The sequence below is a fragment of the Enterococcus sp. DIV1368f genome (assembly GCF_051712245.1).
Lineage (GTDB): Bacteria > Bacillota > Bacilli > Lactobacillales > Enterococcaceae > Enterococcus > Enterococcus faecalis.
On sequence record NZ_JBIOON010000001.1, the window covers coordinates 1,201,179 to 1,227,265 of the forward strand.

Below are 26,087 nucleotides of genomic sequence, written 5' to 3' on the forward strand. Positions count from 1 at the left end.
TAAGAGTGCTAAAAAGTTGCGTATTTCCCTTGACAAAAAGGTAAGGACTTGTTATATTAGTATATGTAGTTAGCACTTAGATGTTAAGAGTGCTAATGAAGGGTGGTAATAACGATGATTACAGAAAGACAACAAAATATCTTGAGACTTATCATCCAAAATTACACGAACACGGGCTTACCTGTCGGTTCTAAGAAATTGATGGAGGATGGCATTGCCTCTAGTTCTGCCACAATTCGTAATGATATGAAAGCATTAGAAGAATACGGCTTATTAGCTAAGACCCATTCTTCTTCAGGGCGAATCCCCTCAATGGCTGGATATCGTTACTACGTGGATCATCTTTTACAGCCAACACAAGTAGAAGAGAACGAACTTAGAAGGATCCGTCAATCTTTTGGAAAAGAATTTCATGAGATTAATGATATTATTCGACAATCAGCTGAAATTCTATCAGAATTGACAAGTTATACTGCTTTTTCATTAGGACCTGAAGTGAAAGAACGGAAATTAACCGGCTTTCGAATGGTTCCTTTGAATGATCGGCAAGTCCTTGCTATTATAGTGACAGATAAAGGCAATGTTGAAAACCAAGTATTTGCCATTCCTGCCGCTGTTTCTAGCCAAGATCTTGAAAAAATGACACAAATCATCAATGATAAGTTGGTTGGACAACCTTTGTTGACCGTTTATCATCGTTTGCGGACGGAGATTCCGATGATTTTACATCGCTATTTCCAAACGCCAGAAGGAATGATGAACTTATTCGATGAGATGTTAGGACATGCCTTTGAAGAAAAAGTCTTTGTCGGTGGTCGCATGAATTTGTTAGATTTTGGCATCAAACAAGATATTGAACAATTGAAATCTGTCTATTCCTTTATGCAAAATTCTGATGAGCTGACGCATTTATTAAATGGTTCTGCAACAACAGAAAATCCAATTGTTTTTCGTATCGGCTCAGAAATTGGCAACAATCTCTTAGAAGATATGAGCATGATCACTGCTACGTATGAAGTATCAGGACATGGCAAAGGAACAATTGCCCTGCTAGGACCAACCAGTATGCCGTATTCAAAAATATTCGGTTTGGTAGACACGTTTCGACATGAGCTAGCTTCACAACTAGGTGACTATTACCGTTTTTTAGGTAATTAAGCAAACCTTGTTAGGATAAGAAGTAGATGCATAAAGAGAAAGGAAGTTGCTGAAGTGAGTAAAAAAGAAGAGAAGCAAGAAGAATTACAAGAAGAAATGGAAGCTGTTGATGCTGCTGGCGTTTCTGAAGTAGAAGTTGAAGCAACAGAGATTGAAAATCTTAAAGCAGAGCTTTCCGAAATGGAAGACAAGTTCTTGCGGGCAAGAGCCGAAATTGCTAATATGAGCAATCGAAATAAAAACGAACGAGAATTATTAGTTCGTTACCGCTCACAAGATTTAGGTAAAAAGATTTTACCATCCATTGATAATTTAGAACGAGCAATGGCTATTGAAGTATCAGATGAACAAGGCGAAAGCTTGAAAAAAGGTATTTCGATGGTGCTAGAAAGTATTACTGTGGCTTTAAAAGAAGAAGGAATTGAAGAAATCCCAGCAATGGGTGAAACCTTTGATCCAAATTTACATCAAGCCGTTCAAACAGTCCCTGCTTCTGAAGAAACCCCAGCAGATACCATTGTTGAAGTTCTACAAAAAGGGTACAAATTACAAGATCGTGTGTTGCGACCATCAATGGTCATTGTTGCACAATAACAAACGTTAATTAAAAATATATTATTATAGAAAACTAATACAGATTGGAGATATTCACTATGAGTAAAATTATTGGTATTGACTTAGGAACAACAAACTCAGCTGTCGCAGTGCTAGAAGGCGGCGAAGCGAAAATTATTGCAAACCCAGAAGGTAACCGCACAACTCCTTCGGTCGTTTCATTCAAAAACGGTGAAATTCAAGTGGGCGAAGTAGCAAAACGTCAAGCTGTTACAAATCCTAACACGATTTCATCTATTAAACGTCACATGGGTGAAGCTGGCTACAAAGTTGATGTTGAAGGAAAATCATATACACCACAAGAAGTTTCTGCAATGATCTTACAATATTTAAAAGGTTTTGCTGAAGACTATTTAGGTGAAAAAGTTGAAAAAGCAGTTATTACAGTTCCTGCATATTTCAACGATGCGCAACGTCAAGCAACAAAAGATGCTGGTAAAATTGCTGGTTTAGAAGTAGAACGGATCGTTAACGAACCAACAGCAGCAGCTTTAGCTTATGGCTTAGATAAAACAGACAAAGATGAAAAAATTCTTGTCTTTGACCTTGGTGGTGGTACATTCGACGTGTCAATCCTTGAATTAGGCGATGGCGTTTTCGATGTATTATCAACAGCCGGTGATAACAACCTAGGTGGGGATGACTTTGATAATAAAATCATTGACTACATGGTTGCAGAATTTAAAAAAGAAAATGGCATTGACTTAGCTAACGATAAAATGGCATTACAACGTTTGAAAGATGCTGCTGAAAAAGCGAAAAAAGACTTATCAGGTGTAACAAGCACACAAATCAGCTTGCCATTTATTACTGCTGGCGAAGCAGGACCATTGCACTTAGAAATGAACTTAACTCGTGCAAAATTTGATGAATTAACAAGTGATTTAGTTGAACGTACAAAAGTACCAGTACGTCAAGCCTTGAAAGATGCTGGTTTAAATCCTTCTGAAATCGACGAAGTTATCCTAGTTGGTGGTTCAACACGTATTCCAGCTGTAGTTGAAGCTGTTCGCAAAGAAACAAACAAAGAACCAAACAAATCAGTTAACCCTGACGAAGTAGTAGCAATGGGTGCTGCAATCCAAGGTGGCGTAATCACTGGTGATGTTAAAGACGTTGTCTTATTAGACGTAACACCGTTGTCATTAGGGATTGAAACAATGGGTGGCGTATTTACAAAATTAATTGATCGTAACACTACGATTCCAACAAGTAAATCACAAGTCTTCTCAACTGCTGCTGACAATCAACCAGCTGTTGATATTCACGTTTTACAAGGTGAACGTCCAATGGCCGCTGATAATAAAACATTAGGTCGTTTCCAATTAACAGATATTCCTGCGGCTCCTCGTGGTGTGCCACAAATTGAAGTAAGCTTTGACATTGATAAAAACGGGATTGTAAATGTTCGTGCGAAAGACTTAGGCACTCAAAAAGAACAAACAATCACGATTAAATCTTCTTCAGGTTTATCTGATGATGAAATCGAACGTATGGTAAAAGATGCTGAAGCAAACGCTGAAGCAGATAAACAACGTAAAGAAGAAGTTGACTTACGTAACGATGCAGATGCTTTATTATTCACTGTTGATAAAACATTGAAAGAATTAGAAGGAAAAGTAGACGCTGAAGAAGTGAAAAAAGCAGAAGATGCGCGTGATGAATTAAAAGCAGCCATCGAAGCAAACGATATCGAACAAATGAAAGCAAAACGTGATTCATTGAATGAAATCGTCCAAAACTTAACAGTAAAACTTTACGAACAAGCTGCGCAACAACAAGCACAAGAAAATCCTGAAGCTGCTCAAGGTGGCGCTGATGATGTTGTTGATGCTGATTTTGAAGAAGTAAATGGTGATGACAAATAATCAATAACAATTGATTTTAGGGACTGGATCATTAGTACAATGACTAATGTCCCAGTCCCTTGTCTTTTGTGAGAAAATCAACCACAATCAAGTTAGCAAGAAACTATTTAGGTTTTGAAAGAACTGTGGTATGATTACAACGATGTTAAACAAGCTGAAAATACCTATTCACAGCTAGTAACACTGATTCAAGGTGTGACAGATAATCCAACCAGAGAGACCGAAAGCAATCGATGAATTTGGCTGGTTCTAAACACATTGTAAAGTTTGAAGAAAGTTGGAGGGAAGTCAATGGCGACGAAACGAGATTATTATGAAGTGCTAGGATTAGCAAAAGGTGCTTCAGATGATGAAATTAAAAAAGCATACCGCAAACTTTCCAAAAAGTACCATCCAGATATTAACAAAGAAGCCGATGCGGAAGAAAAATTTAAAGAAGTTTCTGAAGCGTATGAAGTATTAAGTGATCCACAGAAAAAAGCGGCCTATGACCAATATGGCCATGCAGGAACTGATCCTAATTACGGTGGCGGCGCTGGTGGCTTTGGCGGTTTCGGTGGCGGCGGATTTAGCAGTAGTGGTTTTGGTGGATTCGAAGATATTTTCGATTCATTCTTTGGTGGCGGCGGTGGCCGTTCTGTTGATCCAAATGCACCAAGACAAGGCGCCGATTTACAATATACAATTCAATTGAAATTTGAAGAAGCTATTTTCGGTGTCGAAAAAGAGATTAAGTACAATCGAGAAGATACTTGTGCAACCTGTGGCGGTAATGGCGCCAAACCAGGCACACACCCAGAAACTTGTCATAAATGTCATGGCTCTGGAACAATCAATGTTGAACGTCAAACGCCATTAGGTCGTATGATGAGTCGTCAAACTTGTGATGTGTGTCATGGCACAGGGAAAGAAATTAAAGAACCATGTCCAACTTGTCATGGCACAGGTCATGAGAAAAAAGCACATACTGTCAAAGTAAATGTGCCTGCTGGAGTAGAAGACGGTCAACAAATGCGCTTAGCTAACCAAGGAGAAGCGGGTACCAATGGTGGACCATATGGTGATTTATATGTAGTCTTTCGTGTTGAAGATAGTGATATTTTCGATCGAGATGGCTCAGAAATCTACTACGATTTACCAGTAAGTTTTGTCCAAGCGGCTCTAGGGGACGAAGTAACTGTACCAACTGTTCATGGTGACGTGAAATTAAAAATTCCGGCTGGAACACAAACTGGCACAAACTTCCGCTTAAGAGGCAAAGGTGCGCCACGTTTACGTGGTGGGGGCAATGGTGATCAACACGTGAAAGTGAAATTAATAACACCAAAAAATCTTAATGAAGAACAAAAGGATGCCCTACGAGCTTTTGCAAAAGCTGGCGGACAGAATGTAACTGAACAACAAGAAGAAGGCTTCTTTGATAAAATGAAAGATGCGTTTGGCGGTAAGAAGAAAAAATAAACCAAACGAGTCAGAGACAAAAGCAGTTAGCTCCAAGTGTTCATCACTCTCGAAGGCTAAATTGCAACGAGTAATTGTAGGTGCTGCTTTTGTTCAACTGATTATTTTAAGATTTAGAGAGTGGGACATAAGTCGTTTTGACTTATGTCCTATTTTCGTTTTTTATTTCCAAACATTTTACGAGAATATTTTAAAATTTAGCGTATACTTAATATAAGCAAGTTAGGAGGGCTTATTTATGAAACCATATGTTTATGTAATCAGTGATATTCATGGACAAGCAGATTTGTTTGATGCCTTACTTACAGACTATGACCCAGTTGAGCATCAGCTAGTTTTAATTGGTGATTTAAACGACCGTGGTCCACATTCTAAAGCCTGTTTTCTCAAAGGAAAAGAACTTGTCGAGCAACACGGCGCTGTTTATTTACGAGGCAATCATGAAGAATATTTTTTGCAGTTTCTTCAAAATCCAGAGGACTGGTTTGCAGGATATATTCGCAATGGTGGCAAGGAAACAATTGAAAGCCTCTTGCATCCAGGAGCTACTGCAGAATACTCACCAACAGAAATGGCCTTAATGATCCGTAGTCGCTATCCAGAGTTAATTGATTTTTTAACAAAACGACCACTTTATTTTGAATGGCAGCATTACTTATTTGTGCATGCTGGGGTTGATTTAACGATGGAAGATTGGCGGCAAACAGCACCTAAGGATTTTTTGTGGATTCGCGAACCCTTTCATCAAGGGAAAAATAATACAGGCAAGACCATTGTTTTTGGTCATACCATTACTCCGATGTTACATGGTGATATGCAGACCACGGACCTTTGGCAAAGTGATGGAAAAATTGGGATAGATGGTGGTGCTATTTTTGGCGGCTCTGTACATGGTGTGATTTTTAATGAAAAAGGCATTGTCCAAGATATCGAATATCAAAAACGCACCCCTGCGTGGCAACCAGAATTTTGATTCCTTAATCGTATGAATCAGTTACCTCACTTCTATATTTAGAAGCAAAAATATGCTAAAATAGATAAGTATGCATAAGAAAAGAGGTATCTAGTTAATGGCAGAAGCTTATAACGAAGAAGTAGTAGCGCTACTTCAAAAAGAATTGACAACGTATCGTTCAAAACAAATAACAACGGTTTTAACTTTATTAAATGAAGGAAATACAGTTCCTTTTATTGCCCGTTACCGGAAAGAAATGACTGGAAGTTTAGATGAAGTCCAAATCCGTGAAATAGAAGAACGTTATCATTATTTACAAAACTTGAAAAAGCGGAAAGAAGAAGTTCTCCGTTTAATTGAAGAGCAAGGAAAACTAACAAAAGAACTCAAAACAGATATTCAAAAAGCAGTAAAAATGCAACAAGTGGAAGATTTATATCGACCATATAAACAAAAACGTCGGACTAAAGCGACTATCGCGAAAGAAAAAGGGTTGGAACCATTAGCAGATTGGTTGCTCTCTTTACCTGAAAACGCGGATATCTTAGCTAAAGCGGCTACTTTTATTAATGAAGAAAAAGAAGTTGCAACCGCCGAGATAGCCTTGCAAGGTGCTCATGAAATTTTAGCAGAACGTATTAGCGATGAACCAAAATACCGAACATGGTTACGTGATTATATGGTTAAACATGCGCAATACGTTAGCGTAGTTAAGGATGAAGAAAAAGACGAAAAGCGGACCTATGAAATGTATTACGATTTTGCAGAACCAGTTAGCAAAATGGTGCCGCACCGTGTCTTAGCAACGAATCGTGGTGAAAAAGAAGACATTTTAAAGGTTTCCCTTGTCGCTGATGAAACAAAAATTAATGATTATTTCCAACGTCAACTAATCGGCAAACAAGCAACAAGTTTTGCTGCTCCATACATTGAGGCTGCTTATTTAGATAGCTATAAACGATTTATTGGGCCAGCGATTGAACGGGAGATCCGCAATGAATTAACAGAAAAAGCTGATGAACAAGCGATTGCAATTTTCGGTGAAAATTTACGTAATTTATTATTACAGTCACCACTTAAAGGAAAAGTTGTTCTAGGATTTGACCCGGCTTATCGGACAGGCTGTAAATTAGCAGTTGTCGATGAAACTGGTAAAGTTTTAGCAATTCAAGTGATTTATCCACATAAACCAGCGACTGCTGCGAAACGTGAAGCCGCTGGTCCAGCCTTTAAAAAGATCATTGAAGACTATCAAGTGGACATGGTAGCTATTGGAAACGGAACGGCAAGTCGTGAATCTGAATTGTTTGTGGCAGAGCAATTAAAAGCGGTGAAACGGGACGTCTTTTACGTGATTGTTAATGAAGCAGGGGCTTCCGTTTACTCTGCGAGTGAAGTGGCTCGTAAAGAGTTTCCTGATTTACAAGTCGAAGAACGAAGTGCGGTCAGCATTGCACGTCGTTTGCAAGATCCGTTGGCAGAATTAGTAAAAATTGATCCCAAAGCAGTCGGGGTCGGTCAATATCAGCATGACGTATCGCAAAAACGTCTTGCCGAGCAATTGGATTTTGTTGTGGAAACTGCAGTAAACCAAGTTGGTGTTGATGTGAATACAGCGAGTGCTCAACTTTTACAACATATTTCTGGCTTAAATAAAACAACGGCGCAAAACTTAGTCACTTATCGTGATGAAAATGGTGTCTTTACAGCACGAAATCAAGTCAAAAAAGTACCTCGTTTAGGACCAAAAGCATTTGAACAAGCAATTGGCTTTTTGCGAATTCCTAATGGCAAAAATGTGTTAGATAACACTGGCATTCACCCAGAAAGTTATCCAGTAGCACAAGCAATTTTAGAAAAAGCAGGGATTGCTTCTAAAGAATTAGGGACAGCAGAAGCTATCGAAAAATTGAAACAGTTACCAGTGAATCAATTAGCTACTGAGTTAGAAGTAGGTTCAGAAACACTCACGGATATTATTGCTAGTTTAATCCAACCAGGTCGTGATATGCGTGATGAGATGTCAGCACCACTTTTACGTAAAGACGTGTTGACGATGGAAGATTTGAAACCAGGAATGGAAATGCAAGGGACTGTTCGAAACGTAATTGACTTTGGTGCGTTTGTCGATATTGGTGTGAAGCAAGATGGCTTAGTCCACATTTCTAAGTTAAGTCCTAAATTTGTTAAGCACCCAACGGATATTGTTGCGGTGGGTGATGTAGTCACAGTTTGGGTAGAAGATGTTGACTTGAAAAAGGGGCGTATTAGTTTAACCATGTTGCCTCGTGCTGATAGAAAAGAGTAACAATGAAAGAGTCTCAACCAGTCTTGATGACAGATCAAACGCTTCAAACGCTAGTGGAAAAAATTTCAATCGTATTTTTTCAGAAACCTTTTCTGCATCAAGCTACATTTAATCAGCGGTTAAAAACTACGGGCGGTCGCTATCATTTAGCTTCGCATCACCTGGATTTTAATCCAACTGTCTTTTTAAAGTATGGACAAGAGGAACTGGAAAAAGTCATTAAGCATGAGTTATGTCACTATCATTTACATTTAGCTGGCAAAGGCTATCAGCATAAAGATAAGGACTTTAAAGAGTTATTGGCTAAGACTGGCGGTGCCCGTTACGCACCGCCTCTGGTAGAACGGAAAAAAGCAGTTTTCCATCAGTACCAATGTCAGTCTTGTGGAGAAGTCATCCTCAGAAAACGACGAATTGATACGACACGATATGTCTGCGGAAAATGTCATGGGCGTTTGTCCTGGCAAGCGAAAAAAGAACAAATCTAACGATTCTGGTCTTTGTTATCTTGACAAAGACCAGTAATTATTTTAGGATAAATAAGTGCTCTTAAAATGCAGATGTGTTGGAATTGGCAGACAAGCATGATTGAGGGTCATGTGGACAGATGTCCGTGTGGGTTCGAGTCCCATCATCTGCATCAACTAGTATAACAAGAGGTCGGGACAGAAGTGTTTAACTCCGAGAAATAAGAAGGAGTTGCTTCTGTTCCCGCCGTTTATCAGTTTTTGAGCGTGGAGCAAAAATCCAAAGTGATTTTTGTCCCACGCTCTTGTTTATTACGGAAAAACCATCAATTTTTTATTAAATTCTGATATTTATTATTGCTTTTTCATTATAGTTGGCGTAACTTTAGAGTATAAATTTGTGAAGCGAGGGAGTCCGTGTGAGAAATTTTAAAAAATCCGATAAATTAAATAACGTAAGTTACGATGTCCGTGGTCCTGTTTTAGAAGAAGCAGAACGCATGCAAGAAGAGGGCATACGTATTTTGAAATTAAATACAGGGAATCCAGCGCCATTTGGTTTTGATGCCCCAAATGAAATTGTGCGCGACATGATTGTGAATGTTCGCGATTCAGAAGGTTATTCCGATTCAAAAGGTATTTTTTCTGCAAGAAAAGCGATTGAACAATATTGCCAATTAAAAAAATTTCCTAATGTAACGATTAATGATATTTACACTGGTAATGGCGTGAGTGAATTAATTACCATGTGTATGCAAGGCTTGTTAAATAACGGCGATGAAGTACTTGTGCCAATGCCAGACTATCCTTTATGGACTGCGTCTGTTTCTTTGGCAGGCGGTACGCCCGTCCATTATATTTGTGATGAGCAAGCAGAATGGTATCCAGACATTGATGATATAAAATCAAAAATAACTTCGAATACAAAAGCAATCGTTATTATAAATCCCAATAATCCGACTGGTGCTTTATATCCGAAAGAGTTATTACTAGAAATTGTCGAAGTGGCACGTCAAAATGATTTAATTATTTACTCCGATGAAATTTATGATCGCTTGGTCATGGACGGTTTGGTTCATGTACCGATTGCTACATTAGCACCTGATTTATTTGTCGTAACATTGAATGGTTTGTCAAAATCACATCGAGTGGCAGGCTTCCGATGCGGTTGGATGGTGTTAAGTGGAGATAAATCACGAGTAAAAGGGTATATCGAAGGGCTAAATATGCTTGCTTCCATGCGGTTATGTTCGAATGTGTTGTCACAACAAATCATTCAAACCGCATTAGGCGGCTATCAAAGTGTCGATGATTTACTTTTACCAGGTGGCAGAATTTACGAACAACGAGAATTTATTTACAATGCGATAAATGATATTCCTGGTTTATCAGCCGTGAAGCCTAAAGCAGCTTTCTATATTTTCCCGAAAATTGATACGGCCAAATTTGACATTTATGATGATGAAAAATTTGTTTTAGATTTCTTACACAAACATCATATTTTATTAGTCCATGGTGGTGGGTTCAACTGGCAACAACCCGATCACTTCCGTATTGTTTATTTACCGAAGATGGAAGACTTAAAAACTACAGCAGATAAAATGCGTGAATTTTTAAGTACCTACAAACAAAAATAAAAGAACTACCAAAAAATAGCCTCTAACGAAGCTATTTTTTGGTAGTTCTTGTTTTATCAACAATACTATTCTGCGGTTTCACATGCTTTTTTACTAATAATCATTCGGTTGGTATATTTTTCTTCCATATCAGGACTAGGATTTGCTACTACGATGAGATAAGAATTTTCATACTCCTTCTCCACAAAGCCTGAATAATTTGTTTTTTCCCAAATGAAGTGAACCTTTTTCTCTTCGGCCATACAATAACACTCCTTTTTAATAAAAATGAACCTATTTATTTTCTAAGAAAACCTTAGATAATGTTCTTGCAGTATATTATGCAATAAAGTACAATAAAAGCATAATGCGAATTCGCATATTTTGACAAAATCCCCATTTTGCAAGGAAAATGGCCGATATAAATAGGAGCTATTGTGATGAATTCTTTAGGTGCAGTTATTAAAGAAATTAGAAAAAATAGAAAATTGACACAGAAAATGTTATCAGAAGACATCTGTTCGCAAAGTGTTTTAAGTCGCATTGAAAACAATGAAGAGTTGCCAAACGTTCTCGTAATGCAACAACTTTGTGATCGTTTAGGTGTGACTGTTGACCAGATTATGCGTTATAAATCTGGTGATGTGCACGTTGTTACGTATTCATTTGAAAAAATGGCTGAATATTTTCGCCATAAAAAATATCAATTATTATTAAATTATTTAAAGGAAAATCGTATTGAAGAACAATTGTATTTAGATACGGACTGGCAAAAATATTATTATTATTTAGGTAGTTGTGAATTGTTTGTTCTAAATGATTACGAAAAAGCTATTGCTAGTTTGCGTAAAGGGTTATCTTTCACCTATAAAGCCGATAAGTTAAATGTTTCTGATTTAGAGATTCAATTAATTAGTTGTCTAGGTGCCACTTATGGTTACATGGGCAATCGAGTAGAAGCAGAACGATTTTTAAGTTTGAGTATTCATTATTTTAATCAATTGCCAAATGAACGCAGTAATGCAGAGTTAACGAAAATATTTTTTAATTATGCTGATTTCTTATTTAAAAATTATACAGAAAAAGATGCCGAAATTTATGTGGATCAAGGAATTACTTGGGCCCGCAAAAAAAATAGTTATTATTATTTAAGTGAATTATTAAATCTAAAATATTTAGTTTTAATGAGAAAGAATAAACATGAAGAAGCAGAACGTTATCTGAACTTAGCACAACAAATGAAAAATGTGGAAAGTGGCAATCTTTAAAAAATCCTCAGAATTGCTTAAAAGGTCTACACCATTTCTTGACTTTTGTACTGATTAAGAGTACTTTTGAAGTAAGTAAAATAAAGAAAGAAGGATGAAGATGAAAACATTTATCTTTGCAGACAAGTTCTTTTTAAAAAGCGATGTTAAAGGACCTGGTTATTTAGAAATCACGGATGGTATCTTTGGTAATTATACAAAAGATGAACCGCAAGGGGACGTAAAAATTATTCGTGAGGAAGGCAAATGGATTGCCCCAGGTTTAGTGGATACTCATATTCATGGTTACATGAATCATGACGTAATGGATAACGATGCAGAAGGCATTAAAGTGATGTCTGAAGGCTTATTATCTTGTGGTGTAACTTCATTTTTACCAACAACGTTAACTTCAAGTAAAGAACGTTTAACAGATGTTGCACGTACGATTGGTCAAGTCTACCAAGAAGTACCTGGTGCAAAAATTCAAGGGATTTACTTTGAAGGACCTTTCTTTACTGAAGAACATAAAGGCGCACAAAATCCAAGTTATTTTGGAGATCCAGACCTTGATACATTCCACGAATGGCAAGAAGCTTCAGGCGGAATTATTAAGAAAATTGCGTTGGCACCAGAACGTAATGGTGTGAAAGAATTTGTTGAAACCGTTACAGATGAAGGTGTCGTTGTTGCTTTAGGCCATAGTAATGCGACCTTAGAAGAAGCTGATGTGGCAGTTGAAGCAGGCGCTAGCGTTTTTGTTCATGCATATAATGGGATGCGTGGCTTAAATCACCGTGAACCAGGGATGGTTGGTGCATTGTTAACGTTACAACACGTTTTCTCTGAATTAATTTGTGATGGACACCATGTACATCCGCAAGCGGCTGAAGTATTGATGGAAAAAGCGGGCCATGATCACGTTGCGTTAATTACAGACTGCATGATGGCTGGCGGTATGCCAGATGGCAACTACAATTTAGGTGAATTTCCTGTTGTGGTAGCAGAAGGAACGGCTCGTTTGGATACTGGGAACTTAGCAGGTAGTATTTTAAAACTAAAAGAAGCAATTAAAAATGTAGTTGATTGGGGTATTGCAACACCTGCACAAGCAATTATGATGGCTTCATTAGTTCCTGCGATTAGCTGTAAAATTGATGATCAATGTGGCATGATTGCAAATGGTCGCGATGCTGACTTTATCGTATTAGAACCAACCATGGAATTAGCAGCCACTTATTTAGATGGCGTAGAACGTTATCGAGCATAAGACACAAGAAAAAGAGGTCGGGACAGAAGTGTTTAACTCCGAGAAATAAGAAGGAATTTCCGAAAATTTTTCTTTAATTTTTGGAGAATTTCGGCTTATTTCCGAAGGGGTTGCTTCTGTTCCCGCCGTTTATCAGTTTTTGAGCGTGGGACAAAAATCCAAAGTGATTTTTGTCCCACGCTCTTTTTATAATTCTTTTGGTAAAATCGCAGAAGTGATTTCTTTGTTCTCGTAGGCAATAAAAAAATCGATTAATTGCTTGTCAAATTGCTCAATATCCTCTTTGTAAAGGGAGCTAGGAATCACAAAGGTTTGCTCTAGGGTGCCTGCTAGATAATCGCCATCTAAACTTTGGGCGACAACTAAAAATTCTTGTTCGCGCCAATGTTCCACATCTGTTTCAGAAATGGTTTCCGGAGAGGCTAAAAATTTACAATTTTCGACAAACTGTTCATCAATTTCTTCACTGAAAGTTAATTCAGCATCCTCTTCTTGAGGTTGAGAGAGGATTGCTTGCAAAAATGTTTGTGGTTTTGCATCGGGTAATGTTTCTTTTAGCTGTTCAAAATCCAATGAAAGTTCCTCCTTATTGTTTGTTTAAAATAGTTACTGAAAAATCAATGGGTGAATTTGTTTTAAGGCTTTTGGCTTCTAAGATAATTTTTTCAGCCAACAAATCGTTTCCGTTATATACAGGTGTCACGCGATAGCGAACGGTTTCGCCGCGATCAAGAGCTGCCCGAATCTGATTTTCATATTTCGTCATATAAGGAGTGTTGACAGGATTCTGATACAAGGTGGTTAAGTTACGTGGATCATCACCACTGCCTCCCATTTGACGGCCGATTAGGTGGCCACGCGAATGATTAGCTTTTCCTGAAATGAAACCAGCTGGTCGAATATCTTTATTAGCGGAAGTTCCTGTATTGACCATTGCGGGTTTTAATAGCGCATCAGCGCCTGTCGCTCGTTTTAGACGATCTAGAGAATGATAAGTAATCCAGCCGTTTGAGTTATCCTTTAGTTCCTCTGCTGAAAATGTGGCTTTACCATTTTCAATGGGTCCGGGATTATCTCCTTTAGGTGCTGGTGTGCTTGAAGGGGTGGTTGTTTGTGGTTGAACATTAAATAAATCTTGTAAAGCATCAGGAACTTTAACGCCAACCGCGCCTAAAATTAAAATGATTAATGCGCCAATTAGCATGATGGTTGAATTAAATGGTGGTTTCTTCTTTCTGTTTGCCATAACGTGCTCCTCTAATTTTATACTTGCAATAGTCCAAATTTAAGTGGACCATCTTTTCTATTATACGTAAATTTGCTAAAAAATCAAAAAAGGCTTTTCTTTGAAAGACTTGTTTTCTCAGATATGTTACTATTTTAATGTAGAAGGGAAGGGATAGTGGATGGCCTATATTGAAGTCAAAAATGAATACAAGCGTTACCAAATGGGAGAGACAACTATTACTGCGAATGACGGCATTTCTTTTGAAGTGGAAAAAGGAGAAGTAGCGGTTATTTTAGGCCCCAGCGGTGCTGGGAAATCAACTGTTTTAAATATTCTTGGTGGAATGGACAGCTGTGATGAAGGGGAAATTATTATTGATGGCACAGATATCGCTCAGTTTTCAGAGAAACAATTAACCACTTATCGACGAAATGATGTCGGGTTTGTTTTCCAATTTTACAATTTAGTCCCAAATTTAACGGCAAAAGAAAATGTTGAATTGGCTTCGCAAATCGTTGCGGATGCGTTGGATTCGACCACTGTTTTACAATCGGTGGGTTTAGGGGAACGTTTAGATAATTTTCCAGCGCAACTTTCTGGTGGTGAACAACAACGAGTAACCATCGCCCGTGCGATTGCTAAAAAGCCCAAGTTACTTTTATGTGATGAACCGACAGGAGCGCTGGATTATGAAACAGGGAAACAAATTTTAACCATTTTGCAAAACACTGCTCGTGAAACTGGAACGACCGTCTTAATTATTACCCACAATTCAGCCATTGCAGAAATGGCCGATCGGGTAATTCGAATTAATGATGCAAAAGTTCGCGAAATGACTGTGAATGATCAGCCTAAATTGGTTGCTGAAATTGAATGGTAGGTGCCTAAAATGAAGAAAACAGCGCTAATTAAAACAAGCTTACGTGAAATTAGACAATCTACTACACGATTTTTATCGATTATGGGGATTATTTTCCTTGGTGTAATGGTTTTTGTTGGTTTGAAAGCTACTGGACCAGATATGATTAAAACCGCGAATAATTATTACCAGAAAGAGCAGCTTCCAGATGCGCGAATAATTTCTACAATGGGACTGGAAAAGAAAGATTTAACAACACTACAGTCTTTAAAAGATGTCGAAACAGTTGTGCCGCGGTATACAATAGATGCCACGATTGGGCCGCAAAATAATGCAGTAAAATTGTTTGGCTATCGAAAAAATCAAGCAGGATCGGTTAACTATCAAGTAGTTGACGGTCGGTTACCTAAACAAACAAATGAAATTGCATTAGATACATTAGCGAAAACTAGATATGACTATAAAATGGGTGATAAAATCACTTTAAACGATGCAGCGATTAAAGAAAAAGGGCTGACGCAAACCCATTTTACTGTTGTTGGATTTATCAATTCACCAGAATATATTGATAATACATCCAGGGGAACCACAACGGTCGGGTCTGGAACGTTAAACTTTTTTGGCGTGGTTTCGGAAAAAGCCTTTGACAGTCAACGGTATCCAGAATTGCTAATCTCATTTCGTTCATTAAAACATCAAAATACGTATTCCTCTGATTATGAAAAGAAAAGAGAGCAGGCCTTAAATCAAGTAAAAGAGGCACTGAAAAATCGGCCAGAAGAACAGGTTGCGGCTCTGCGTGATTCGGCTCAGCCGGACATTAACCAAGGTCGGCAAGCGCTGGAAACGGGAAAACAAGCACTTGCGCAGTTGGAGCAACAACCAGGAATTCCATCTGAGATGCTTGAAAAGCAAAAAGACGAATTGGCTAAACAAGAACAACTGTTGGCTGAAAAAGAAACAGAGCTAGCCAATTTGAAAGCCCCAACGTATTATTATTTTACTAGGGAAGACAATCCAGGATTTTCTGAATATCAAGATAACGCTGATCGGATTTCTTCTTTAGCCACGCTGTTCCCGTTGTTCTTTTTCCTAATTGCGGCATTAGTCAGCTTAACTACCATGACACGTATGGTGGAAGAAAAAAGAATGGAAATTGGTAGTTTGAAAGCTTTAGGTTATCGTAATCGTGAAATTGCTTCGATTTTTATTACCTATGCAACGGTTGCTAGCCTAACAGGTGCATTATTAGGATTGGCAGTTGGCTATTATCTATTCCCTAAAATAATTTTTGATGCCTACGGTCAAATGTACAATATTCCTGATTTAGTTACACCGTGGTACTTAAATTACAGTTTATGGGGCATCATTGTAGCCTTAGCTTGTACTGTGGGAGCGGCCTTAGTGACATTAAGAATCGATTTATTAAGTACCCCAGCTACCTTGCTAAGACCCAAAGCGCCGAAAGCAGGCCAACGTATTTTACTAGAACGAATCCGCCCTTTATGGCAACGCATGAGCTTTATTCAAAAAGTGACCGCTAGAAATCTGTTCCGCTATAAACGACGGATGCTGATGACCGTTATCGGAATAGCTGGTTGTATGGGGCTGTTAATTGTTGGTTTTGGTTTACGCGATTCAATTGTGGATGTCGCTACAATTCAATTCAATAAAATCTGGCATTACCAAGCAGTCGTGACTTTTAAAGAGCAAACAACAGCTGAAGAGACAAAAGAGTATCAAGAAACGTTGCGCAAACTGGATGGTTTGAATAAAACAATTCCGTTATATTCAGAAATCTTTAAAACGAAGGGCAAAGGCGCACCAACTCAAAATATTACTCTTTATGTGCCACAAGATCCTTCGAAAATGGCTGATTTTCAATTATTTAATGATCGAGTCACTGGAGAAAAATATTCCCTCAACGATGACGGTGTCATCATTAATGAAAAATTAGCTAAATTATTTGGCTATAAAGTCGGAGATCAATTAAATTTAGAAAATAGTGATAATCAAACCTATCACGTGAAAATTGCCGCGATTGCAGAGAACTACACGGGTCATTTTGTCTATATGACGCCGAAACTCTACCAGACGATGACGAAACAGAAGCCGGAGTATAATACAGAATTCCTACTTTTTGACAAAAAGTTATCCTCAAAACAAGAAACCTCAATCGGAGAGGCGTTGACAAAACAGCCGAAAGTGTTGAACATTACGTTTTTAACTGCGATGAAAGGTTCGTTTGATGATATGCTGAAAAGCCTTGATATTGTCATTTGGGTACTAATTGCTGTTTCTGGTTCTTTAGCGTTAATTGTGTTATATAATTTAACCAACATTAATGTTTCTGAACGGATTCGAGAACTTTCCACGATTAAGGTTTTAGGATTTTACGATCGTGAAGTCACCACCTATGTTTACCGTGAAAACATTATTTTAACGTTCATTGGTATTATTGTTGGCTGCTTCTTTGGGAAAATTTTGCATCAATATATTTTAGCAACCGTTGAAGTTGATTTAATTATGTTTTCGCCAATTATTCATTGGCCAAGTTATCTGTATTCCGCAGTCATCACCATGTGTTTCACGTTGTTTGTGATGGTCATTATGCATCGGAAATTGAAGAAAATCAATATGATTGAAGCGTTAAAATCAAATGAATAGCACATTTTAAAAAACGAGGAGTCCGTAGAAGTTCAATAATTCTAGGGCTGCTCGTTTATTGTTGCTTCTTTTATTAAGAAAAAATAGGTCTTAAGATGTATCTTTTGAGATTTATTTGGAAATTACTACTCTTTTTATTTAAAAATTGGTACACTATTACTAGGTTATAGCACAGAAAGGAGTGTGGGAAAAGTGTTAGAAGGTCTACCATTGGAAACGGTTTATTTTTATGCATTAGTGGGGAGCGCGGTCCTCGCTTTTTTACTAATTATTTTTGGGGATGTTTTTAATTTTGATGGACCGGTGGACCCAATGCTGATTATTCCATGGATTGCTTTTACCTCGCTGTTTGGGTACCTTGGGGAAGAATTAACAGCGGTGAATAGTTGGCTTATTTTAATTGTCAGTGGTATTCTTTCAACCATTATTGTTTTCTTCCTAAATTTTTATGTGTTGGTCCCTTTGAAAAATTCGGAGGCCACAATTTCTATTTCGGAAAAAGACATGGAGGGTCGTGTTGCTACTGTGATTACCCCAATTCCTGTCCGGGGAATGGGCGAGATTCAATTGAAGAGTGTCACAGGTTCGTTAAGTCGACCAGCAGCATTTTATGTGCCACAAGAAGTGGCTGCGCCAAGAGGTAGTGAGGTATTGATTATTGAATTGAAAGAACGGGTTTGTTATGTCATTCCTTACGAAGGCAGTCTAAAAATATAGAGTAGGAGAGAAGAAAATGGGGATTTTGTTACCGATTATTATTGCAGTTTTAGTATTATTAATGTTATTAATTGTGTTTGTTTCTAAATATCAGACAGCCAAACCTGATGAAGCGTTAATTATCAGCGGGAGCTATCTAGGCTCTAAAAATGTTCATGTAGACGAAGGTGGCAACAAAATTAAAATCGTTCGTGGCGGTGGTGCGTTTGTCTTACCAGTGTTCCAACGTTCAAATCGAATTAGTTTGCTTTCAAGTAAATTAGATGTTTCTACACCAGAAGTGTACACAGAACAAGGGGTTCCTGTAATGTGTGATGGGACATCAATCATTAAAATTGGTTCGTCAGTTGAAGAAATTGCGACAGCAGCGGAACAATTTTTAGGAAAAACAACGGAAGAATTAGAAAATGAAGCACGTGAAGTATTAGAAGGACATTTACGTTCGATTTTAGGTTCAATGACAGTGGAAGAAATTTACCAAAATCGTGATAAATTTAGCCAAAGTGTACAAGAAGTTGCCAGTGTTGATTTAGCTAAAATGGGCTTAGTTATTGTGTCGTTCACAATTAAAGAAGTTCGTGATAAAAATGGATACTTGGATTCATTAGGGAAACCAAGAATCGCTCAAGTTAAACGTGATGCAGATATTGCTGAAGCAGAAGCTTTGAAAGAAACTCGCATCAAAAAAGCGGAAGCAGAAAAAGAATCACAACAAGCGGAATTGCAACGTCAAACAGAAATTGCAGAAGCTTCAAAAGAAAAAGAATTGAAATTAGCGTTATACAAACAAGAACAAGACATTGCCAAAGCCAAAGCAGACCAAGCCTATAACTTGGAAAGCGCGCGTGCACAACAACACGTGGTGGAACAAGAAATGGAAGTCAAAGTCGTTGAACGTCAAAAACAAATTGAGTTAGAAGAAAAAGAAATTACGCGTCGTGAAAAACAATACGACTCAGAAGTGAAGAAAAAAGCCGATGCAGATCGTTATGCACGCGAACAAGAAGCTCTTGCTCAAAAAGCACGCGAAGTGGCAGAAGCCGAAGCAGAACGTTTCAAAGTTGAAGCATTAGCCGAAGCGGAAGCCAACAAAACGCGTTTAACAGGTCAAGCGCAAGCCGAAGCTATTTTAGCTCGTGGTGCAGCGGAAGCCGAAGCCAAACAAAAGATTGCTGATGCCTTTAAAGAATATGGTGAAGCAGCTGTGTTAAGTATGGTGATGGAAATGTTACCACAATTAATGAAAGAAGCAGCACAACCATTGGGCAACATTGACAAGATTTCAGTGGTAGATACAGGCGCAGGTGGCGAAAATTCTGGCGCCAACCGTATTACCAATTATGCAACAAACTTGTTGGCTGGTACACAAGAAACACTAAAAGAAACAACGGGCCTCGACGTGAAAGAGCTAATTGAAAACTTTTCTAAAAAAGGTACCTCAAATAGCGTGAACTATCATGCAACAGAAGGTTCAGAAAAAGAATAGAAATCAGCCTTTAAGGAGTAGCGAATCGCATTTCGTTACTCCTTAATGCTGCATTGAAACGATAAACAAACAATCTGACAGAGAAATAGCGGGTGCTTGTTTTGTTTCAAAGATTCTGATAACATAGAGTTCTTGGAGGGATAGAGATGTCAAAAAAGAATAAAGATATTGAAGTACGTGTTGAAGAAGAAAAAGCCCAATACAATGGAGCAAATGTTTTAATGAACAAATTATTTATTGGTAAAAAAGAAATCGGTCGTGTCATTCCGCAAAATGATAAAAAATTCATCATTGAAATTGATGGCAAGCAAGAAGGTACAGCAAAAAATCTGGACGAAGCCTTTGAAACAATTATTCGTCAATGGAATTTAAGTGAATAAAAAATAAATAACAATTTTTTTAAAAAAAGGGTTGCTTTTTTCTGGAAAAGATTGTATTATAACTAAGTCAGGTCGTTACAGCGACAATGACTTTTTGGAGGAATAGCGAAGTGGCTAAACGCGACGGACTGTAAATCCGTTCCTTAGGGTTCAGTGGTTCGAATCCACTTTCCTCCATTTTCTTTTTGGGGTATAGCCAAGCGGTAAGGCAACGGACTTTGACTCCGTCATGCGTTGGTTCGAATCCAGCTACCCCAGTTTTCAGAACATTTCTGGTAGAGAGATGTTCTTTTTTTGTATAATTATATAACAAAAATGAGGTAAGATTTTCCTCATGTACAGGCTAGAAAAGTTTTCATTTATATAAGAATATGCTAAAGTATTAAGAAAGAATAGTCTGGAGTTGATAAGAATGAACTTTAAAGAAAAAATTACAGAAATGGTTGAAAATGTTTACGATTTAGCACGCGATGGTAAGTATGATGTCAAAGTTGACTTAATTCCTCGTAAAAAAGGCAACATCAAAAGTGGTGTTAAAGTCACTTCTTCAAGAAATACAGCCCACAATATCAAATGGCGTTCAAAAAACTAACTCGTCTTTAACAGAAACACCGGGGCAGACAAAATTATTGTCTACTCCGGTGTTTTTATTTTTCTAATTCGATGCCTAAGACAGTTAAATGCCCATTACCAACTAATTTGATAACTAATTGGGCTAAGTGGTTGGGTGTCATATCCGTTTCGCTAGTAATCCACCAATGAAGGGTACCGATGAAGATAGAGGTCATGTATTCAATAACAAAATCTATCGGTACATCAATATCATTTTCGGTAATACGCAACTGCGAAAAAATCGTCGCATATTTTTCTTCGATAATCTCAGCTAAGCGTTTTCGAAAGTGTTCGTCGAAATTATTGTCCATGATAGTTAAGAAGAAAGATTTGTTCTCTTGAATGTTGATGTAGAGTTGCGTCAGAAGTTCTTCAATGTGCTTCACGCGGACACGGTTGCCATTAACCAGTTGTTGCGAATCAAGAATAGCGGTAAAAGCACTAAGCGTAAAGGTGAAGATTGCATCATATAAATGCTGTTTGTCTTTAAAATGAGCATAAAAAGTCGCACGATTAATCATAGCTTCATCAGCAATATCCTGAATCGTCACCGCTTCGTAGCCTTTCGTTTCTACAAGTTTAAAAAAAGCTTCAATAATCATTTTTCTGGTTCGTTGTACTCTAAGGTCTGTTTTCTTTGCCATCATAAATTCCTTTCGAGATAGTCAACATTCGCGGAAACTTTGTTGTTTATCTCACAAAATAGGGTAAATTGCTTGTTGCAAATCATTTAGAACCTTTCTAAAATAGGTATATCTATTATAACAAACAGTTTGTATAATAATCAACAAACTGTTGGGAAATGAAGGGGTATTTTAATTGATGGTTATGAGAGCAGGGATTGATGTTGGGTCAACGACAGTAAAATTAGTATTTTTAAATAAACAAAATCAGCCTATTTTTACAAAATATGAACGCCATTTTTCAGATGTCAAAGCAGCAACGGAACGCATTTTAAAAGAAGGACTATCAAGGATCGGTGCAGACCAACCTTTGACAATGAGCATAACTGGCTCTGGTGGTATGGGGCTGGCTGAGGTATTAGGGATTCCCTTTGTTCAAGAAGTTATCGCGTGTACACGAACTGTTGAAACAATAATCCCAGAAACGGATGTTGCTATTGAACTTGGCGGAGAAGATGCAAAAATCACTTTTTTTGATGGTGCTTTAGAGCAACGAATGAATGGTAGTTGTGCAGGTGGGACAGGCGCCTTCATCGATCAAATGGCTGTTTTACTTAAAACGGATGCCAATGGAGTGAATGAATTGGCGAAGAATTATCAAACTATTTATCCGATTGCTTCCCGCTGTGGGGTTTTTGCCAAAACGGATGTTCAACCTTTAATCAATGAAGGAGCAGCGAAAGAAGATATCGCGGCGAGTATTTTTCAAGCGGTAGTTAATCAAACAATCGCTGGGTTAGCTGCTGGTCGCAAAATTAAAGGTAAAGTAGCGTTTTTAGGGGGACCCTTATTTTTCATGTCAGAATTGAGAAAACGGTTTATTGAAACCTTAGCAATTCAGCCAGAAGATGTTATTTTTCCAGAACAACCGCAACTGTTTGTAGCAATGGGTGCAGCACTTTATTCAGAAGATGCAGCCGAATGTACATTGGAAGAATTAATTCAGCGCTTAGTGAACAGCCAGGCTACTGATTTACAGCCGAGCGACACGTTACCACCGTTATTTAACAGCGCAGAAGATTTAGCAGATTTTCGAGAAAGACACGCGCAAGCCCAAGCAAAGGAGAAACCTTTATCTCAACATACTGGCGTGACCTTTTTAGGGATTGATGCAGGCTCCACAACGACAAAAGTCGCATTGATTGATGAAGATGGTCATTTGTTGTTTTCTTTTTATGGTAATAACCAAGGGCAACCTTTAGAAACCACGATGACAGTACTGAAATCACTTTATCAACAACTGCCTGAAGAAGTTTTTATCGGAAAAGCGGCTGTTACAGGATATGGAGAACAGCTAATAAAAAATGCGTTAAAAGTCGATATTGGTGAAGTTGAAACGATGGCCCATTACAAAGCAGCCAACCATTTTCAGCCAGGTGTGGATTTTATTTTGGATATCGGAGGACAAGATATGAAAGCGATGACCATTAAAAATGGCGTGCTTTCCTCCATTCAATTAAATGAAGCTTGTTCTTCTGGGTGCGGTTCTTTTATCGAAACCTTTGCGCAATCTTTAAAATATAATGTGAAGGATTTTGCTTTGGCGGCTTTAGAATCGCAAGCGCCTGTTGATTTAGGTTCTCGGTGTACTGTTTTTATGAACTCAAAAGTGAAACAAGTTCAAAAAGAAGGGGCCTCTGTCGGCGATATTTCTGCTGGACTATCTTATTCAGTCATCAAAAATGCCATTTATAAAGTCATTAAGGTTCGCCGACCTGAAGAGTTGGGAGAAAAGATTGTCTGCCAGGGAGGAACATTTTACAATGAAGCGGTCTTGAGAGCTTTTGAAAAAATTAGCGGTCGTGAAGTGGTTCGTCCATCTATTGCTGGTTTGATGGGGGCCTATGGAGCAGCGCTGATTGCTTTGGACGCTTATGAAATTGGGGAAGAAACCACGCTTCTTTCTTTAGAAGAGTTAGCGGCATTTACCTCTGAAAAGGAATTTACTCATTGCGGCTTGTGTGAAAACAATTGTCAATTAACGGTCACAGTGTTTTCGGACGGGCGCCAATTTATTACGGGAAATCGCTGTGAACGTGGTGCACGAATTAAAATTAAACGAGAAGAACGCAAAGTAAATTTGGTTGATTATAAGTACCGCAAGTTATTTAAGTACCGACCTTTGCGGGAAAATAAAGCGTTTCGTGGGCGCTTGGGTATCCCTAGAGTCCTAAACATGTATGAAAATTATCCTTTGTGGCATACATTTTTTACTGACTTAGGCTTTCGGGTCGAATTATCGCCACGTTCTAATAAACAAATCTATGAACAAGGCCTTGAAACGATTCCCAGTGATACGGTTTGTTACCCAGCGAAAATGGCACATGGACATATTCAAGCATTAATTGATGCGCAAGTGCCAATTATCTTTTATCCTGGTGTCGTTTTTGAACAGCAAGAAACATTGGAAGCGGATAATCATTTTAATTGTCCAATTGTGCAAAGCTACCCAGATGTCATTCGAAATAATGTGGATGCCATCAGAGAGGGCCAAGTGGATTATCGAAATCCCTATCTTAATTTAGCGAATGAAGCTGCAGTTGCCAAAGTTTTAGCTGAAAATTTTGCTGATTTAGGGATTTCCTTAGAAGAAATTCAAACAGCGCTGCATCATGGTTATCAAGAATTAGCAGCTTTTAAAAAAGAAATTCAAGAAAAAGGCGAAGAAACGTTAGCCATGTTAACTGAAAAAGGCCAGAGAGGGATTGTCTTATCGGGGCGACCGTATCACTTGGATCCAGAGATTAATCACGGCATTGCCGAAGTCATTACACAGGAAGGATTCCATGTCTTGACAGAAGACAGTATCTCGCATCTTGGAGACGTGCAGAATTTACGTGTGGTGAATCAATGGGTCTATCATTCTCGCTTATATGCCGCGGCTAAAGTAGTGGCTAAGACGAAAAATTTAGAACTTGTCCAACTGAATTCCTTTGGTTGCGGCTTAGATGCTGTGACAACCGATCAAGTAGAAGAAATCATGGATCGGTCTGGCAAAATTTATACAGTCCTCAAAATCGATGAAGGTGCGAATTTGGGCGCAATTCGTATTCGGTTGCGCTCCTTGAAAGCGGCTGTCAATGAGCGGGAGAAGCAACAGTTTGTTCCGCATATGCAAATGGAAGAGCCAGAGAAAATTGTGTTTACAAAACAAATGAAAAAAACACATACCTTACTGTTACCAATGCTTAGCCCGATTCATCAATCTGGATTAGTCGATGTAGCATTACAAGCTTCGGGCTATCATGTCGTCTGTTTGCCTGCGCAAGACAAAGAAGCTGTGAATGTCGGGTTAAAATATGTCAATAATGATGCGTGTTACCCAGCAATTATTTCCATCGGACAACTAGTTGAAGCTTTGGAAAGTGGTCAATATGATTTGGATAATGTCAGTGTCTTAATGACGCAAACAGGGGGCGGTTGTCGCGCGACGAATTACATTCCCTTATTACGAAAAGCCTTAAATGATGCTGGTTTTTCTCAAGTTCCTGTAGTTTCAGTTTCGATGGGCAATAAAGGAGTCGAATCCAATCCAGGATTTAAATTTACGTTGCCAATGATCAAACGCTTAGTAGTTGCCTTTTTATATGGTGACTTATTCGAACGAGTAGTTTATCGAACAAGACCTTATGAAACAGAAAAAGGAGTGGTGGATCAACTGCACCAAGATTGGCTAAAAAGAGTGGAAGCCAATGTCCGGAATGGTTCGCTGACACAATTTAATCACTTCATGAAAAAAATTATTCGGACGTTTGATGAAATTCCTTTACAAGAGATAAAAAAACCAAAAGTCGGTGTGGTCGGGGAAATTTTAGTGAAATATTCGCCGACAGCGAATAATGATATTGTGCGTTTGTTAGAAGAAGAAGGTGCTGAAGCAGTTGTGCCAGATATTGTTGGCTTTATGAACTATTCTTTGTACAATCAAATTTGGAAATACGAAAATATGGGCATGTCAAAACAAAGCAAACGTTTAGCAGAATTTACGATAAAAATCATTGAATTGGTAGAAAAACCAATGGATAAGGCATTGAGAAAATCGGTCCGTTTTGATGGCATTCATTCTATTTATGATATGGCAGCAGAAGCAAGTAAAATTTTATCAATTGGCAATCATACGGGTGAAGGTTGGTTTTTAACAGCTGAAATGATTGAGCTCTTAAAACATGAGGTGAATAACATCGTTTGTATGCAGCCGTTTGGATGTTTACCAAACCATATTGTTGGAAAAGGGGTCGTGAAAGAGCTACGACGTCAATATCCGCAAGCAAACATTGCGGCGGTGGATTATGATCCTGGGGTATCTTTGGTCAATCAGTTGAACCGAATCCGTTTGATGATGGCCACAGCGAACAAGTTGATGAAAGAAGAAAATGTAAAAAGATAATAACTAATAGAAATTCGTTTAAAAACATTTGACTTGGTCACTTTTTACTGACCAAGCCAAATGTTTTTGTTATAAAAAAAAGTATGCAACTAGACCAACTTTG

General features: G+C 38.2%; 22 protein-coding genes and 3 tRNA genes. 21 read left to right on the forward strand and 4 right to left on the reverse strand.

What is annotated here, in order from left to right; genetic code table 11:
* Positions 1 to 114: 114 nt before the first annotated feature.
* The 10 genes from hrcA to IGL07_RS06180 all read left to right on the forward strand — a co-directional run bounded on the left by hrcA (position 115) and on the right by IGL07_RS06180 (position 10,469).
* Entirely contained in the window at positions 115 to 1,158 is a 1,044-nt protein-coding gene (gene hrcA / locus IGL07_RS06135; RefSeq protein ID WP_002357828.1) for a heat-inducible transcriptional repressor HrcA, read from the forward strand.
* Positions 1,159 to 1,212: 54 nt separating this feature from the next.
* The gene (grpE, locus tag IGL07_RS06140; RefSeq protein ID WP_002357827.1) at positions 1,213 to 1,752 is read left to right on the forward strand and encodes a nucleotide exchange factor GrpE; all 540 of its coding nucleotides are present in this window, start codon (positions 1,213 to 1,215) and stop codon (positions 1,750 to 1,752) included.
* Positions 1,753 to 1,811: 59 nt separating this feature from the next.
* Positions 1,812 to 3,641, forward strand: coding sequence for a molecular chaperone DnaK (gene dnaK, locus IGL07_RS06145; protein ID WP_002357825.1), 1,830 nt, complete (start codon positions 1,812 to 1,814; stop codon positions 3,639 to 3,641).
* A 114-nt stretch (positions 3,642 to 3,755) separates the two neighbouring features.
* Positions 3,756 to 3,878 carry a hypothetical protein gene (locus IGL07_RS06150; protein WP_002357824.1) on the forward strand — a complete coding sequence of 41 codons (123 nt, stop codon included), beginning with the start codon at positions 3,756 to 3,758 and terminating at the stop codon, positions 3,876 to 3,878.
* A gap of 54 nt (positions 3,879 to 3,932) precedes the next feature.
* The gene (gene dnaJ / locus IGL07_RS06155; RefSeq protein ID WP_195526157.1) at positions 3,933 to 5,102 is read left to right on the forward strand and encodes a molecular chaperone DnaJ; all 1,170 of its coding nucleotides are present in this window, start codon (positions 3,933 to 3,935) and stop codon (positions 5,100 to 5,102) included.
* Positions 5,103 to 5,340: 238 nt separating this feature from the next.
* Positions 5,341 to 6,075, forward strand: coding sequence for a metallophosphoesterase family protein (locus IGL07_RS06160; RefSeq protein WP_002413320.1), 735 nt, complete (start codon positions 5,341 to 5,343; stop codon positions 6,073 to 6,075).
* Positions 6,076 to 6,172: 97 nt separating this feature from the next.
* Complete coding sequence (locus IGL07_RS06165) at positions 6,173 to 8,365, forward strand: Tex family protein (protein WP_010817229.1); 2,193 nt, start codon at positions 6,173 to 6,175, stop codon at positions 8,363 to 8,365.
* 26 nt (positions 8,366 to 8,391) lie between these two features.
* Positions 8,392 to 8,853 carry a SprT family protein gene (locus IGL07_RS06170; RefSeq protein ID WP_033624009.1) on the forward strand — a complete coding sequence of 154 codons (462 nt, stop codon included), beginning with the start codon at positions 8,392 to 8,394 and terminating at the stop codon, positions 8,851 to 8,853.
* Between the two features lie 68 nt (positions 8,854 to 8,921).
* Positions 8,922 to 9,005: transfer RNA gene (locus IGL07_RS06175), tRNA-Leu, on the forward strand.
* Positions 9,006 to 9,251: 246 nt separating this feature from the next.
* On the forward strand, positions 9,252 to 10,469 hold the full coding sequence (locus IGL07_RS06180; protein WP_002357817.1) for a pyridoxal phosphate-dependent aminotransferase: 1,218 nt from the start codon (positions 9,252 to 9,254) through the stop codon (positions 10,467 to 10,469).
* 65 nt (positions 10,470 to 10,534) lie between these two features.
* Here IGL07_RS06180 and IGL07_RS06185 read toward each other — a convergent pair whose 3' ends face one another.
* Entirely contained in the window at positions 10,535 to 10,711 is a 177-nt protein-coding gene (locus IGL07_RS06185; protein WP_002357816.1) for a hypothetical protein, read from the reverse strand.
* Between the two features lie 177 nt (positions 10,712 to 10,888).
* Here IGL07_RS06185 and IGL07_RS06190 point away from each other — a divergent pair, with 177 nt between their 5' ends.
* Both IGL07_RS06190 and nagA read left to right on the forward strand, forming a co-directional pair.
* Positions 10,889 to 11,716, forward strand: coding sequence for a helix-turn-helix domain-containing protein (locus tag IGL07_RS06190; protein WP_002381942.1), 828 nt, complete (start codon positions 10,889 to 10,891; stop codon positions 11,714 to 11,716).
* Positions 11,717 to 11,816: 100 nt separating this feature from the next.
* The gene (gene nagA / locus IGL07_RS06195) at positions 11,817 to 12,965 is read left to right on the forward strand and encodes an N-acetylglucosamine-6-phosphate deacetylase (RefSeq protein ID WP_002357814.1); all 1,149 of its coding nucleotides are present in this window, start codon (positions 11,817 to 11,819) and stop codon (positions 12,963 to 12,965) included.
* Between the two features lie 186 nt (positions 12,966 to 13,151).
* Here the strand turns inward: nagA and IGL07_RS06200 are convergent, their stop codons facing one another.
* A complete protein-coding gene (locus tag IGL07_RS06200) occupies positions 13,152 to 13,538 on the reverse strand; it encodes a hypothetical protein (RefSeq protein WP_002357813.1) in 387 nt (128 codons plus the stop codon).
* A gap of 13 nt (positions 13,539 to 13,551) precedes the next feature.
* A complete protein-coding gene (locus tag IGL07_RS06205; RefSeq protein ID WP_002357812.1) occupies positions 13,552 to 14,211 on the reverse strand; it encodes a DNA/RNA non-specific endonuclease in 660 nt (219 codons plus the stop codon).
* Positions 14,212 to 14,371: 160 nt separating this feature from the next.
* On the opposite strand from IGL07_RS06205, the gene IGL07_RS06210 reads away from it, so the two are divergent.
* From IGL07_RS06210 to IGL07_RS06245, 8 genes are all read left to right on the forward strand, one after another.
* Complete coding sequence (locus tag IGL07_RS06210) at positions 14,372 to 15,073, forward strand: ABC transporter ATP-binding protein (protein ID WP_002360463.1); 702 nt, start codon at positions 14,372 to 14,374, stop codon at positions 15,071 to 15,073.
* Between the two features lie 9 nt (positions 15,074 to 15,082).
* Positions 15,083 to 17,719: an FtsX-like permease family protein gene (locus tag IGL07_RS06215; protein ID WP_010817231.1), complete on the forward strand. Its 2,637-nt coding sequence runs from the start codon at positions 15,083 to 15,085 to the stop codon at positions 17,717 to 17,719.
* 183 nt (positions 17,720 to 17,902) lie between these two features.
* Positions 17,903 to 18,436 carry a hypothetical protein gene (locus tag IGL07_RS06220; protein ID WP_002357809.1) on the forward strand — a complete coding sequence of 178 codons (534 nt, stop codon included), beginning with the start codon at positions 17,903 to 17,905 and terminating at the stop codon, positions 18,434 to 18,436.
* 16 nt (positions 18,437 to 18,452) lie between these two features.
* Positions 18,453 to 19,922, forward strand: coding sequence for a flotillin family protein (locus IGL07_RS06225; protein ID WP_002357808.1), 1,470 nt, complete (start codon positions 18,453 to 18,455; stop codon positions 19,920 to 19,922).
* 146 nt (positions 19,923 to 20,068) lie between these two features.
* Positions 20,069 to 20,302, forward strand: coding sequence for a DUF2969 domain-containing protein (locus tag IGL07_RS06230; RefSeq protein WP_002357806.1), 234 nt, complete (start codon positions 20,069 to 20,071; stop codon positions 20,300 to 20,302).
* Between the two features lie 96 nt (positions 20,303 to 20,398).
* Positions 20,399 to 20,479 (forward strand) — tRNA-Tyr (locus tag IGL07_RS06235).
* A 9-nt stretch (positions 20,480 to 20,488) separates the two neighbouring features.
* Positions 20,489 to 20,560, forward strand: a tRNA-Gln gene (locus IGL07_RS06240).
* 154 nt (positions 20,561 to 20,714) lie between these two features.
* Entirely contained in the window at positions 20,715 to 20,894 is a 180-nt protein-coding gene (locus tag IGL07_RS06245; RefSeq protein ID WP_002357804.1) for a hypothetical protein, read from the forward strand.
* Between the two features lie 55 nt (positions 20,895 to 20,949).
* Here IGL07_RS06245 and IGL07_RS06250 read toward each other — a convergent pair whose 3' ends face one another.
* Entirely contained in the window at positions 20,950 to 21,561 is a 612-nt protein-coding gene (locus IGL07_RS06250; RefSeq protein WP_016614989.1) for a TetR/AcrR family transcriptional regulator, read from the reverse strand.
* A 175-nt stretch (positions 21,562 to 21,736) separates the two neighbouring features.
* On the opposite strand from IGL07_RS06250, the gene IGL07_RS06255 reads away from it, so the two are divergent.
* Positions 21,737 to 25,984, forward strand: coding sequence for a 2-hydroxyacyl-CoA dehydratase (locus tag IGL07_RS06255; protein ID WP_010817232.1), 4,248 nt, complete (start codon positions 21,737 to 21,739; stop codon positions 25,982 to 25,984).
* The last annotated feature ends 103 nt before the right edge of the window (positions 25,985 to 26,087 follow it).